At 44.2% G+C, this 13,541-nt stretch carries 12 protein-coding genes; 5 read left to right on the plus strand and 7 right to left on the minus strand.

All coding sequences use genetic code 11. The features are described 5' to 3' along the window. The first annotated feature begins 55 nt into the window (after positions 1-55). From E0H77_RS04250 to phrB, 3 genes are all read left to right on the plus strand, one after another. Complete coding sequence (locus E0H77_RS04250) at positions 56-1,345, plus strand: D-alanyl-D-alanine carboxypeptidase family protein (RefSeq protein WP_131375281.1); 1,290 nt, start codon at positions 56-58, stop codon at positions 1,343-1,345. A 148-nt stretch (positions 1,346-1,493) separates the two neighbouring features. Then, on the plus strand, positions 1,494-1,976 hold the full coding sequence (locus tag E0H77_RS04255; RefSeq protein ID WP_131314304.1) for an FKBP-type peptidyl-prolyl cis-trans isomerase: 483 nt from the start codon (positions 1,494-1,496) through the stop codon (positions 1,974-1,976). A 90-nt stretch (positions 1,977-2,066) separates the two neighbouring features. Further along, a complete protein-coding gene (phrB, locus tag E0H77_RS04260) occupies positions 2,067-3,497 on the plus strand; it encodes a deoxyribodipyrimidine photo-lyase (protein WP_131375283.1) in 1,431 nt (476 codons plus the stop codon). A 6-nt stretch (positions 3,498-3,503) separates the two neighbouring features. Here phrB and E0H77_RS04265 read toward each other — a convergent pair whose 3' ends face one another. Next, the gene (locus E0H77_RS04265) at positions 3,504-4,133 is read right to left on the minus strand and encodes an HD domain-containing protein (protein ID WP_131375285.1); all 630 of its coding nucleotides are present in this window, start codon (positions 4,131-4,133) and stop codon (positions 3,504-3,506) included. Beyond that, on the minus strand, positions 4,133-4,912 hold the full coding sequence (yaaA, locus tag E0H77_RS04270) for a peroxide stress protein YaaA (protein WP_131375287.1): 780 nt from the start codon (positions 4,910-4,912) through the stop codon (positions 4,133-4,135). Before yaaA ends, E0H77_RS04265 begins: the two co-directional genes overlap by 1 nt. A gap of 129 nt (positions 4,913-5,041) precedes the next feature. Here yaaA and E0H77_RS04275 point away from each other — a divergent pair, with 129 nt between their 5' ends. Then, positions 5,042-5,671: an alpha/beta hydrolase gene (locus E0H77_RS04275; RefSeq protein WP_131375289.1), complete on the plus strand. Its 630-nt coding sequence runs from the start codon at positions 5,042-5,044 to the stop codon at positions 5,669-5,671. Between the two features lie 156 nt (positions 5,672-5,827). Here the strand turns inward: E0H77_RS04275 and E0H77_RS04280 are convergent, their stop codons facing one another. The 3 genes from E0H77_RS04280 to pheA form a co-directional block, all read right to left on the minus strand. Next, positions 5,828-7,288, minus strand: a complete 1,461-nt coding sequence (locus E0H77_RS04280) for an aminoacyl-histidine dipeptidase (RefSeq protein ID WP_131375291.1) — start codon at positions 7,286-7,288, stop codon at positions 5,828-5,830. 144 nt (positions 7,289-7,432) lie between these two features. Then, complete coding sequence (locus tag E0H77_RS04285; protein ID WP_131375293.1) at positions 7,433-9,691, minus strand: bifunctional prephenate dehydrogenase/3-phosphoshikimate 1-carboxyvinyltransferase; 2,259 nt, start codon at positions 9,689-9,691, stop codon at positions 7,433-7,435. Between the two features lie 49 nt (positions 9,692-9,740). Beyond that, positions 9,741-10,847, minus strand: coding sequence for a prephenate dehydratase (gene pheA / locus E0H77_RS04290; protein ID WP_131375295.1), 1,107 nt, complete (start codon positions 10,845-10,847; stop codon positions 9,741-9,743). Positions 10,848-11,183: 336 nt separating this feature from the next. On the opposite strand from pheA, the gene E0H77_RS04295 reads away from it, so the two are divergent. After that, on the plus strand, positions 11,184-12,182 hold the full coding sequence (locus tag E0H77_RS04295; protein WP_131375297.1) for a glycosyl transferase family protein: 999 nt from the start codon (positions 11,184-11,186) through the stop codon (positions 12,180-12,182). A 44-nt stretch (positions 12,183-12,226) separates the two neighbouring features. Here the strand turns inward: E0H77_RS04295 and E0H77_RS04300 are convergent, their stop codons facing one another. Then, positions 12,227-12,493: a YeaC family protein gene (locus E0H77_RS04300; RefSeq protein WP_131375299.1), complete on the minus strand. Its 267-nt coding sequence runs from the start codon at positions 12,491-12,493 to the stop codon at positions 12,227-12,229. Beyond that, entirely contained in the window at positions 12,490-13,401 is a 912-nt protein-coding gene (locus E0H77_RS04305; RefSeq protein ID WP_171063163.1) for an NAD(+) kinase, read from the minus strand. Before E0H77_RS04305 ends, E0H77_RS04300 begins: the two co-directional genes overlap by 4 nt. Positions 13,402-13,541 lie beyond the last annotated feature (140 nt).

The following is a 13,541-nucleotide window of genomic DNA, read 5'->3' on the forward strand; positions in this document are numbered from 1 at the left end:
TCTTTGTCATGGAAGATAGTTTTCTCTTTCTTTTGATCTCCTCAGGATTTGTCCTTTGAAACGTTTTATTTCTTGGTTTGCAGGGCTAGGTATATTGTGCTCAGGTTTTGCCCATGCAGCCATTTTGAATATTGATCCCGAATCTGTACCTGCCGCAGCATGGACAATTTATGATCCTCAATCTGGTCAAACTATTGCTGAATACAATAGCCATGCACAGCGTGCACCTGCATCATTAACCAAAATGATGGTGGCATACATTACGCTACAAGAAATTAAGGCGGGCAAACTCAAAAAGACCGATGTGCTTACTGCCAATGACGTGGTACATGTCGTTCAGCCTGATGAATCACAAATGTTTTTACGTCCAGGGCAAAAAATCACGATTGATCAATTGCTCACAGGTTTAGTGGTGATGTCTGCCAATGATGCTGCGGTGACGTTGGCACAGCGAATTGGTGGTGATCTTCCACATTTCGTGGCACGCATGAACCAGGAAGCGAAAGCATTGGGCATGACGGATACCCACTTTACCAATCCTGCTGGAATTACCATGGATGGGCATTATTCCTCTGCCGCAGATATGGCAAAACTGGGCAATGCCCTGATTCAACAGTTTCCTGATTATTTGGGTTATTCCAAGCAAACCAGCTATTCATGGAATGGGCATCCGCACCACGCCACCAATATTTTGCTGAAACAAGATCCAACTGTAGATGGTTTAAAAACAGGTTTTACCCGCGCAGCAGGGTTTAATCTTGCTTTAACTGCCAAACGCCCAACCATGAATCTAAACTTGCCAGAGCGCCGTTTAATTGTCGTGGTACTGGGGACAACCAGCCCAGTCATGCGTGCCGAAGTCGCACATCGCTTAATGAATCTAGCTTATAGTTACACCCGCGATGAAGTGATGGTCAAGGCACAACAGCCCATCGCAATTTTGCCTGTCATGAACGGAAAAATCCGCAGCTATCAGGTTGTACCACAAAGCACGCAATTTATGACGACTTCTTTGTACAACCAGCCGATCAATATTGATATGCGCAGCTTCAACAATAACAGTGGGCGTTTGATCTACAATGGGCAAAGCATTGAACCGATTGACCATACCAAAACCCAGATTCAGGTTAATCTGAATCAGAAACAATTGACTGCACCTTTAAATCAGAACTTGCATATCGCAACGCTCAAAGTGTACCAAAATGGTCAATGGATAGAAGATATTCCTGTGCTTTCACATGTCCAGCTTGAATATGCCAGCATTTTCCAGCGCTTATGGCATTGGTTATGTCAATTACTCCCTTTTCTTGCAGAAAAAGTGATTCCTGCGAAGATACTGTTGTAAGATCAAAAGAAAAATAGGCTTGAATTTTTAAAATCAGCCCCAAATTCGTTTAAAATAATGCACGTCATCAAAAATCCTGAATTTGCATTCCCCAAATTCAGGATTTCATTTTATGATGTGACTTTAAAACTCTGTATGGATTTCAAACATGACTGCTATTGCAAATAACCACGTGGTTTCATTCCACTACACATTAACAAACGCTGAGGGTGAAACACTTGACCAATCTCAAGGCGAACCACTTGCCTATTTGCACGGCGCAGGCAATATCATTCCTGGCTTAGAAAAAGCACTTGAAGGTAAAACTGTTGGCGAAAAATTGACTGTCAACGTTCCTGCTGCTGAAGGTTATGGCGAATACAACCCTGACCTAGTACAAGAAGTTCCTGCGCAAATGTTCCAAGGCGTTGAGAAAATCGAAGCAGGCATGCAATTCCAAGCTCAAACTGATGATGGCGTACAAATCGTAACCGTTAAATCTGTTGAAGGCGACACAATCATCGTTGATGCAAACTTCCCACTTGCTGGTCAAGACTTGACTTTCCAAGTTGAAATCGTTGAAGTGCGTGACGCGACTGCAGAAGAACTTGAGCATGGCCATGTTCACGGTGTAGGTGGTCACCACCACTAAGTTTTGCTTAACGCAAATCTTAAAAGCAAAGCCTAGCGCTTTGCTTTTTTTATGCTATTTTTGAGCCATCAAGTACTCAAGACTGATTTTATGTCTACCCTGATTTGGTTTCGTCAAGATTTACGGATTTCTGATCATGCTGCCCTGTGGCACGCCAGTCAAAATGGTTCATGTCTCGCACTCGCGATTTTGTCTCCCAAGCAGTGGCAACTGCACGATGACGCACCGATTAAACTGGATTTTTATTTGCGTCAATTGCGCCAGTTACAGCAACAATTGCAATACTACAATATCCCGCTGATCGTTAAAATTGTGCCCCTTTGGCAAGATATTGCTCCTGTGTTACTCAAGCTGTGTAAGCATTTTCAAGTTCAGCATGTGCATGCCAATGTCGAGCTTGGCGTACATGAGCTACAACGCGATAAAAGCTGTCAAGATCAGTTGGCGCGAGCAGATATTCAACTGAAGTTTTACCAAGACCGCACATTATTTCCTGTGGGCAGTATTCGTAATCAGTCAGGACAGCCCTATCAGGTGTTTACGCCATTTAAGAAAAACTGCTATGAGCGCCTCAATCAGCAATTACCTGCCTGCTATCCTGACATTGCCATTCAAACACCTCTGCAACTTGAACTGAGCGAACAAGAACAAAACATTCCTGAACTGCATGAACTGGGTTACGATGCGATTGCCGCTGAGCATCAACAACTTTGGCCAGTCGGCGAACTACATGCGCAGCAACAACTGGATAATTTTCTAAAAAATGCGCTGGCAGATTATCAATTACAACGCGACTTTCCTGCTCAAGCAGGCACCAGCCAACTGTCAACGTATTTAAATATTGGGATCTTGTCGATTCGCCAATGCGTACAGGCACTATTTCGTCCGCAGCAAGGGCAATTTTTACTGACCGATCAAGGACAGCAGACTTGGCTAGATGAATTACTCTGGCGCGAGTTTTATCAACATATTTTGTTTGATTACCCTCAGGTGTCTAAATATCTGCCCTTTCAGCATAAAACCCAGCAACTGCAATGGCGGGATGACCCTGAAGGTTTAACTGCATGGCAGCAAGGTCAAACAGGCATTCCGATTGTTGATGCAGGGATGCGACAACTGCTGGCGACAGGCTGGATGCACAATCGTGTCCGCATGATTTGCGCCATGTTTCTCACCAAAAATTTACTGATTGACTGGCGTAAAGGTGAACAGTGGTTTATGCAACATCTGATTGATGGGGATTTGGCAGCCAATAATGGTGGCTGGCAATGGAGCGCATCGACAGGCACAGATGCAGCACCGTATTTTCGGATTTTTAACCCGATTAGCCAGTCGGAAAAATTTGACCCAAATGGGGATTATATTCGGCGCTGGGTACCTGAACTGAAGTCTTTAGATGATAAAAGCATTCATGAGCCTTATGCCAAAGGCTACAAAGCTGGATTGGGCTATCCTAAAGCGATTGTTGATCTGAAAAGCAGTCGCGTACGTGCCATCGAAGCCTTTAAAGCACTGGACTAATCTGAATTAACCCAATGCTTGCAGCAAGTTGTTTTTAGCTTGCTGCTCATAGTGCTGCTGAAAATATCGGGTTTGATATAACGGTTGCGTCAGATAAAACTGGCGCAGTACCTGTTTGCGTTTTTCCTGATAAATCAGTTCATCGACCCAGATATATTCCTGCCGAATTTGCTGTTGATACTCGGCAAAACGCACAGCTGCGCTGCCTAAAATTGCCAGATCAATATCCAGTAAATAGGCTAAATCTGACTCAGAAGTTGTAGCATGTTGCTGTGTCGCCAAAATCCAACTCGCTATCTTGTCGAGCTGGGTTTCAGGCAATGCGCCTGCCAGTTGTTGCCGCATCAACAAAGCACTATCATGCTCATTGCTTGCAGAACGGGATTGATAGACTACATCGTGAAAGAAAATTGCCAGTTGCAGTGCAAAACCATCTTCAATTTGGCTTTGTACTTTTTCAAACAGCACCAGACATTCCACAATATGCTGCACCTGATGATACGCACGCTGTGGTTCTTGATAGGCTTGCAGCAGTTTTTCCAAGCACTGTTCATGCTGCTGCACAGACCAGTGCTCAGGCGAAAACTGCGCAAATAGTTTTCGCCATGCATGACTAAACTGCTGCAATGCCTGCATTATGCTGCCTGTTCATCACGCTTAAATACCAGTTCTTTGGCATTGGAATTTTCAGCATCGAAATAATAACCTTCGCTATTAAAGGCTTTTAAATCTTCAATCTGTTGAATTTGCTGTTCAATCACAAAACGTGCCATTAAACCACGGGCTTTTTTAGCATAGAAACTAATGACCTTGTATTTGCCATTTTTCTGGTCTAGAAACACAGGTTTAACGATTTGTGCATCCAATGCAGATTCTTTCACCACTTTATAATATTCATCTGAGGCAAGGTTCAGCAAAATATTACTATTGGCTTGCTGCAAATCCTGCTGAATCAGATCAGTAATGCGTTTACCCCAAAATTCATACAAGTTGCTGCCACGCGGATTGTGCAGTTTTGTGCCCATTTCCAAACGGTAAGGCATCATCAAGTCCAGTGGACGAAGCAAACCATACAAACCTGACAACATACGTAAATGCTGTTGGGCAAAATCCAGTTGCGGGTCGTTCAATGCATAGGCATCTAGACCTGTATAAACATCACCTTTAAACGCAAAAATGGCTTGGCGGGCATTGGCAAAATCAAACTCCGTTTGCCAATCCTGAAAACGTGCGACATTGAGCTGTGCAATTTTTTCACTGACGCTCATTAAACTTGCCAGTTGCGATGCTGACAATTCACGGCAAACCTCAATCAACTGCTCAGACTGGTCAAGCAACCGTGGCTGGGTAAAGTCGCTGCTTGGGAGTGCAGTTTCGTAATCCAGTGTTTTCGCAGGTGAAATTAAAGCCAGCATAGACATCCTCATTTTTGCTATATTCTGCCCACTATATCAGCCACCTATTTATAACGCCAATTTGTGTTTCTGATGGCATTTATCGGTACAATTATGACCCCTACTTTAAAATTAAGCTCATCGAGTCCTATGCCTGAAACGATTTTTTTACAAGGTCCTGCTGGGAAAATTGAGGTTTTTGTTGACCGCCCACAAGGAAAAATTCGCAGTTTTGCGATTATCTGTCATCCGCACCCGCTGCAAGGTGGTACAGCCCATCATAAAGTCCCGATGTTGCTGTCGAATATTTTAACCGAGCGCGGCTGTATCGTGTACCGCCCAAGTTTCCGTGGCGCAGGGCAAACCGAAGGCTTACATGAAGAAGGTTTTGGCGAAACCGACGATATTTTGGCAATCTTGCAACAATTGCGTGAGATGCATCCGAACCTTGATTTTTATGCAGGTGGATTTAGCTTTGGTGCGCATGTGTTAGCCAAATGTTATGCTGCACTCGATGTTGCACAGCGTCCAAAACAGTTGGTGTTGTGCGGTTTACCAACAGCGATGGTACGCGGTTTACGTGACTATCAAACACCTGAAATTCAAGGTGATATGTTATTTGTACATGGCGAAGAAGATGATATTACCTTGCTCAGTGACTTAATTGTTTGGACAAAACCACAAAAGCATCCCATCACGATTTTCCCAGGGGCAAACCACTTCTTTACAGGTTATTTAAAACCACTTCGCCAGGTGATTAGCCAATATCTTCGTCTGTAAATTTGTATTGTATGGCAAAACGTTTAATCCCAAATGTCTTGCGTCTAGGAAAATATTAAAACCATGCCCAATGCATTTGGAGCATGGGTTGAATAAAAAGAACGAATACAGCCTCCTGATCAGCACAGTAACACTGCCTGATCAGGTGCATTTTTTTTAATCAACATTTGCCAATGCAGTGACCAATAACTGCCAGCATTTTTCTACTGTATCGACTTTGACTCGTTCGCCTGGTGCATGCGCACCTTGAATATCAGGGCCAAAAGACACCATTTGCAAGTCAGGATAATGCTCGGCAATAATTCCACACTCTAAACCTGCATGAATGACTTTGAGTTCAGGTTCAATCTGGAAAGTGTCCTGATAAGCGCGTTGCAAACATTTTAAGGCAGCCGATTCTGGGTTCGGTGTCCAACCCGAAACGAATGGCGCAAGGCTCGAATGTAATCCATAATATTCAAAATGCTGCTGAATCCGATGCGCATGCGCTTCAAGTTCATCATTGACCATTGAACGCACCATGATCAGCGCACTGGCTTGTTCACGATTTAAACGTACCACACCAATATTATTTGAGGTTTCCACCACATCAGGCAGTGCCTGACTCATCTGTGCCACGCCATACGGACAGCTCGACAAAGCAGCCAACCACGCCTGTTGCTGCTCAAGGGCAATCACTTCAGTTACTGCATCATCAATTGATTGAGCACGCAATTCAAGCGCCTCATCCACACCTTTGAGTTGCACTCGCCAATCCGTTTGCGCCTGTTGTAGCAGAGTGTCTAATTGAGAAAGTTTTGATTTTGGTAAAGCAATCTTGGCAGTCGCTTCACGTGGTAAGGCATTACGCGCCGTACCGCCTGAGAACTCAACCAGATGTGCTTGTAGTTCAGGCAAATGTTGCTGTAAAAACTGCGCTAAAATCACATTGGCATTGCCACGCCCCAAATGAATATCAACACCCGAATGTCCACCCTTAAGTCCGAGTACCTGTACTTCAACTGCGGTCAGTTCGGCATCAGTTTGCACATAAGTCAGGGTTTGCGCGACTTCGATATCCTGACTACCTGCACAACCCAGATACAGTTGTCCCCACTCTTCGGTATCAATATTAAATAACCATTTGCCTTGCAGGACATTTTCTTCAAGAAAACGTGCACCACTCATGCCCGCCTCTTCATCGACCGTTAGCAATACTTCAATTGCTCCGTGAGCAATATCATCAGCATCCAGTACAGCCAACGCCAGTGCAACGCCAATACCATTGTCTGCACCAAGTGTAGTATTGGGTGCAATCATCCAGCCATTTTCCAAAATCGGCTGAATCGGGTCACGACTAAAATCATGCACCGTACCACGATTGGCTTGGGTCACCATATCCAGATGTCCTTGCAAAATCACGGCTGTTTTATGCTGCATGCCTGCTGTTGCAGGTTTACTGATAATTAAATTTCCGACAACATCCACATAGGTATCTAAACCTTTGTTTTTTGCCCAGTCTTGTAAATATTGGCGTAGTTGTTGTTCTTGTTTGGACTGACGCGGAATACGGCATAAAGTGGCAAAATGCTGCCAGACGTTTTGTGGTGAGAGTTGAGAAAAATCAACGACGTTCATGATCTGGTCTCGTGAGAAAAATAAGTATGTTTGGTTTCACTATACTGCAAAATGAACTGACAAGGTTAAACCTTGCCGAAAGAGAACTACGGATATAAAAAAAGCCAAGCAGATGCTTGGCTTTTAATTTTAAAACAGGTCGAATTATTCAGAGACTTCGATGCTTAAACCTGCCTGATTTGCCAGTTCAGTAAAGGTTGGGAAACTGGTCGCAACCGTTTCTGTACCAATAATCGTGATCGCTTGCGCAGCGCGTAGACCTGCAATACTAAAGCTCATCGCAATACGGTGGTCATGATGCGATTCAATCTGAGCGCCTTTAAAAATTGGTGACCAGTCGCCAGATTTACCCTGACCTTGAATGATAATACCATCTTCAGTTGGAGTACATTGGATACCCATCGCCTGCAAACCATCTGCCATCACCTGAATACGGTCTGACTCTTTGACACGCAGTTCAGCAGCACCTGTCAGTACCGTTTCGCCTTCTGCGCACGCAGCAGCAATAAACAAGGCTGGGAATTCATCAATCGCCAATGGCACTTGGTCTTCAGGAATATGAATGCCTTTTAATGTCCGTGTTGCACGAATACGAATGTCCGCAATCGGTTCACCGCCTGCAACACGCTCATTCAACACTTCAAGATCAGCACCCATGGCTTTGAGAATTTCAATCACGCCTGTACGGGTTGGGTTAATGCCGACCGCTTCCAATGTCACATCGGCATTTTCACAAATCGCTGCACCGACCATAAAGAATGCCGCAGAAGAAATATCTGAAGGTACTTGGATGTCTGTACCGACCAATTTACCACCGCCTTGCAGGCTAATACGGTTACCTTCGGTTTTTACTTCATAACCAAAGGCACGCAACATACGTTCAGTATGGTCACGCGTTGGCTCAGGTTCAGTCACTGAAGTTTCACCTTCTGCCCACAAGCCTGCCAGTAAAATTCCTGATTTGACCTGAGCTGATGCCATTGGCAAATCATACTGAATACCTTTAAGCGCTTGCGAACCTGTAATGCTGACTGGTGGTGTGCCTCTCTCACCTGTAGTCTGGATTTGCGCACCCATTAAACGCAGTGGCTTGGCAATACGCTCCATCGGGCGTTTTGACAACGATGCATCGCCCGTCATGACCGTATCAAATTTTTGTGCCGACAACATACCCGACAACAAACGCATACTGGTGCCCGAGTTACCCATATACAACGCGCTTGCAGGTGCTTTCAAACCCTGCATGCCCACACCATGAATGGTGACTTCACCATTTTTAGGCCCTTCAATCGACACACCCATATCACGAAAGGCTTGCAAGGTTGCCAAAGCATCTTCACCTTCAAGGAAGCCTGTGACATGTGTTGTGCCTTCAGCAATTGCACCAAACATAATCGAACGATGTGACACCGATTTATCACCCGGAACAGTAAATATTCCCTGAAAACGATGCTGTTGAGGTTGAATGGTAAATTGTTGGGTCACCTTGTCTTTCTCCATTAAAGGTTTTTGGGCAAGCATATGGTTAAAATGTTGTCGCGCAGCTTGAGCATGTCCAAGCAAGCCCATCAGCGCTTGTGAATCTTCTTGTTCGATCAAACGGCGAATAGTCGCAAGTTGCTGCTCAAACCCATCCACTGCTTTTAAAATAGCGGTTTTGTTGGCAAAGAAAATGTCATGCCACATTTGTGGATCAGATGCTGCAATTCGTGAAAAATCGCGAAAACCACCTGCGGCATAACGGAAAATATCCAGATTATCTTCGCGGTTTGCCAGTTGCTCCACCAAATTAAATGCCATGAGATGCGGCAAATGACTGGTATGTGCCAACACTTCATCGTGCTTTTGCACATCCATGCAAATCACTTCGGCTTTTGCTGCTTGCCATAGCGTGACCAGCTTTTCAACTGCCCAATCTGCACTACTTGGCAATGGAGTCAAAATCACTTTGTGATGCGCAAACAGATCTACTTTACCTGCATGCACACCGGTGTGTTCACTGCCTGCAATCGGATGCCCTGGCACAAAACCGACAGGCAACTCATCACCAAATACTCGCTGTGCAGCAGCAACTACATTGCCTTTGGTACTGCCCACATCGGTTAAAATTGCATCGGCTTTTAAATACGGTTTAATCTGCATCAAGACTTTTTCAGTGGCTTGTACAGGCAACGCCAGTACCACCAAATCTGCATCTTGGACGGCATCAATTGCCGAGGTATAGCCTGCCTGAATCAACCCCAGTGCTTTTGCATCTTGCAAGGTTTTGGCTGAACGCGTTGATGCCACCACTTCAGTTGCCAAACCTTCAGCTTGAATCACTCGTGCCAAACTTGAACCAATCAAGCCCAGCCCAATAAATGCCACTTTATGAAACAAGGGCTGTGTTTCTGAAACTACCACCAAAATTTGCCTCTATGCTCAATACGATAAAAATGCTTAACCAGCAGGATTACAACACGGCAACAGGATATGAACCCAGTACACGCAACTCTTTAACCAGTGGGCGAATTTCATCGAGCGCAGCCGCAACATTTGGCTGATCAATATGCCCCTCCAAATCAACAAAGAACACATACGCCCATTTTTCAGGAAGCGCTGGACGGGTTTCAATACTGGTCAGGCTAATGTTGTGCTTGGCAAATGGCTCTAAAATATCAAGCAATGCCCCTGCACGATTATGCGCAGAAATCAACAATGAGGTTTTGTCATTACCGCTTGCAGGAATTTTCTCACGGCCAATCACCAAGAAGCGTGTGGTATTTTCAGGGTTATCTTCAATATTGCTGTGTAAAATTTCTAAACCATACGTGCTTGCTGCAATATCAGAAGCAATCGCAGCCGAATGCCATTCATTGCGGATACGGCGCGCTGCTTCAGCATTTGAGCTCATTGCGACACGTTCCACACCAGGATAATGAATATCCAGCCAATTGCGGCATTGAGCCAAGGTTTGCTGGTGGGCATAAATCTGTTTAATACTGTCTTTACGGGTATTTTCCGATACTAAAAACTGGTGATGAATACGTAATTCAACTTCACCAATTACATTCAGGTTCGATGATTTAAAACAGTCTAGGGTATGGTTAACCACACCTTCTGATGAGTTTTCGACAGGGACAACACCATAATGCGCGCTACCTGCTTCAACTTCACGAAATACTTCATCAATAGTCGCAATCGGGCGTACAATCGCATCCTGACCAAAATGCTTTAAGGCCGCCGCTTGGGTAAATGTGCCTTCAGGGCCTAAAAAAGCAATACTCTGCGGTGCTTCAAGTGCCAAACATGCAGACATAATTTCACGGAACAAACGTGCCATAGTCGCATCAGACAACGGACCTACATTGCGTTCCATTACTTTACGTAACACTTGCGCTTCGCGTTCAGGACGATAAAACACAGGATTCTCTTCAGTTGCAAATTTAGCTTTGGCAACCGCTTCGGCTAAACGTGCGCGACGATTCAATAAATCCTGAATCTGTTGGTCTACACTGTCGATATCCGAACGCAATTGTTCTAAATTCAGAGAAGTCGTTTTCTGATCGTCATGGATCATGTCATTTCGCCCCGTGCTCATGTTTTTTTCTGCCTGCAAGTATAACCACATTCAACTGAAAAATGTCATCACATCCTAAGTGGCAAATTAAGTTTTTCGAGTAGATCAGTGCATTTAGCAACTGTACCAAGCTCAATCTCGATCCTGCACTGATGTTGAATCTAAACTGTAAAGCCTGCATTAACAGGTTAGATAAAAAAATACAGTGGCATTGCTCACACAACAAAGTATCCCATCACATTTATTTTTGTCATGATCTTCACCATGCAGCAGCACTTGGTTCTGGCACGGCTTGTGCTAGTATGTCGAATATCTTTCATTACTTGCGATTTCGTCATGACCACTAAACGCAATATCTATCAAGATCTTGAACATCCTTTTGCGCAGTACATTCGTATTATTGGCAAAGGAAAGACTGGTGCACGTTCACTGACTTTTCAAGAAGCATATGATGCGTTTAGTATGATTCTTAAAGGCGATGTACTTGATGTACAGTTGGGTGCATTTTTAATGCTGCTACGTGTCAAAGAAGAATCGGTGGAAGAACTAGCAGGCTTTGTACAAGCCACCAAAGACCAGTTGCAATACCGCCCACTTGAGGTTGATCTGGACTGGTCGTCGTATGCAGGCAAGCGCAAACATTATCCGTGGTTTTTACTGGCGGCTCTGACTTTGGCACAGCATGGCTATCGCGTGGTGATGCATGGCGCTGCTGGGCATACCTTAAACCGCGTTTATACCGAGCAGGTTTTAGAATTCCTCAATTACCCAATTTGCCATACTCAAGAAGACGTCGAACAACAATTACAACAACGCAATTTTGCCTATTTACCCCTTGCTGCAATTTCACCTGTACTGGATGAGTTGATTGGCTTACGCAATGTCATGGGGCTGCGTTCACCTATTCATACACTAGCGCGTTTAATCAACCCGTTTAATGCCAAAGCCACCTTACAGGCAATTTTCCATCCTGCCTATCGTAGTTCACATCAGCGTGCAGCATTTACTTTAGGCTATAAAAATAGTGCGGTGATTAAAGGCGAAGGTGGTGAGTTTGAACGTAATCCCGATGCCAAGACGTTAATTTGCGGTATTCGTGATGGTGAAATGTACGAACATGAACTACCTAAACTCACACCAGAACGCAGTGCAACTGAAGAAGAACTAGATTTAGCTGTGTTTAAAGCAGTTTGGGAAGGTCAGCAACAGCATAGCTATGGTGAGATGGCGGTAGTTGAAACGATGGGCATTGCTTTATATAGCATGGGTGTGGTCGACAGTTATGACGCTGCCATGCAAAAAGCCCAAACTTTATGGAAAACCCGTCATCAATAAAAACTAATTGGCATAAAAAAATCCCCGTTTGGGGATTTTTTTATTTAAACAAAACGAATCGGTTTTTCCTGATTGTGATCGTGGTCATCGTCACACACTTCACCTTCTTCTTTCGTACCACGGTCAATATACCCTGTACGTTCTTCTTCAGGTAAATGTTTATATTCCCATGCCAATACTGCTTGCATACAAATTTCGCGCTGTTCTTGGGTCAAGGCAACACCATTAGGCCATTTACCAATTTCAACTGCTGTTTTTAGACGTTGTACAATTTCGGGGTCTAAGACCGAGAGCATTTGTTCAATATTCATGACTCTTCCTGCTGCTGCAATGCTTCAAAATCCTGATGCCATCCCAACTTGGTACGACATGCCATATAGAAGTCATAACCAGGTGGATGCAATAAGCTTAATTTAAAGGGATGTTTGCGAATATACAAAACATCTCCGACATTTAGCGCCACGCTATGCTGCGCATCGGCACTGACCATCGGTAAAATACGGTTTTTACGGACGGTAATTTTGATTTCACTTTGATCACCAACAATAATTGGTCGAGATGAAAGTGTATGCGGATGCATCGGTACTAAGACAATTGCATCCATACTTGGGTGAATAATTGGGCCACCGCCTGACAATGCATAAGCCGTCGAACCTGTCGGAGTCGCAACAATTAAACCATCGCTATGCTGGCGGTAAACAAACTGTCCATCTATGGAGAGTTCAAAATCCACCATATGCACCGACTTGCCTGAGTGCAATACAATATCGTTCAATGCAATGGCACTATAAACAGTTTCGCCCGCAGTGCGAACTTCCATTTCCAGCAAAAAGCGCCGATCAAGCTGGAAATTTCCCTTGAGCACCAAGTCCAGTTTTTGTAGCACTTCAACTGGATTAATATCAGTTAAAAATCCCAAACGTCCACGGTTGACCCCAATTACAGGTGTATTGTACTTCACCAGTGCGCGTGCGGCATGCAATAAAGAACCATCACCGCCTACAACGACAACCAAATCCGCCACTTCACCCATCAGATTACGGCTGACAATCTGGCAATTTTGATAAGGGACAAGTTTTGCTGTTTCGACATCAAAAATTGGATGCAATCCCAATTTCAGCAAATGGTCATAAATAAGACAAAGTGTTTCTACAACAGCGGCTTTTTCTGGTCGTCCAATTAGCCCAATGTTGCGAAACGACTTGTGTGAGATTTTCACCAACTCAAGCGCTCCGTTCGGATTCGCAGCCATAATAACACGTTGTTTCAGGTTTGAAAAAACAATACAAAGTCTCTGATAAAACGCTAAATTATTGCTTAATTTTGTATTGTTTCACGAATAATCATTGCAAAATAAAT

The sequence above is a fragment of the Acinetobacter brisouioides genome (genome assembly GCF_004331075.1).
GTDB lineage: Bacteria > Pseudomonadota > Gammaproteobacteria > Pseudomonadales > Moraxellaceae > Acinetobacter.

Bases quoted from the DNA above. Each gene is read 5' to 3' on its own strand.
- pheA (WP_131375295.1), bottom strand. From the start codon at position 10,847: ATGATCCATGACGATCAGAAAACGACTTCTCTGAATTTAGAACAATTG.
- yaaA (WP_131375287.1), bottom strand. From the start codon at position 4,912: ATGCTGGCTTTAATTTCACCTGCGAAAACACTGGATTACGAAACTGCA.
- E0H77_RS04265 (WP_131375285.1), bottom strand. From the start codon at position 4,133: ATGCAGGCATTGCAGCAGTTTAGTCATGCATGGCGAAAACTATTTGCG.
- phrB (WP_131375283.1), top strand. From the start codon at position 2,067: ATGTCTACCCTGATTTGGTTTCGTCAAGATTTACGGATTTCTGATCAT.
- E0H77_RS04280 (WP_131375291.1), bottom strand. From the start codon at position 7,288: ATGAACGTCGTTGATTTTTCTCAACTCTCACCACAAAACGTCTGGCAG.
- E0H77_RS04255 (WP_131314304.1), top strand. From the start codon at position 1,494: ATGACTGCTATTGCAAATAACCACGTGGTTTCATTCCACTACACATTA.
- E0H77_RS04275 (WP_131375289.1), top strand. From the start codon at position 5,042: ATGCCTGAAACGATTTTTTTACAAGGTCCTGCTGGGAAAATTGAGGTT.
- E0H77_RS04295 (WP_131375297.1), top strand. From the start codon at position 11,184: ATGACCACTAAACGCAATATCTATCAAGATCTTGAACATCCTTTTGCG.
- E0H77_RS04300 (WP_131375299.1), bottom strand. From the start codon at position 12,493: ATGAATATTGAACAAATGCTCTCGGTCTTAGACCCCGAAATTGTACAA.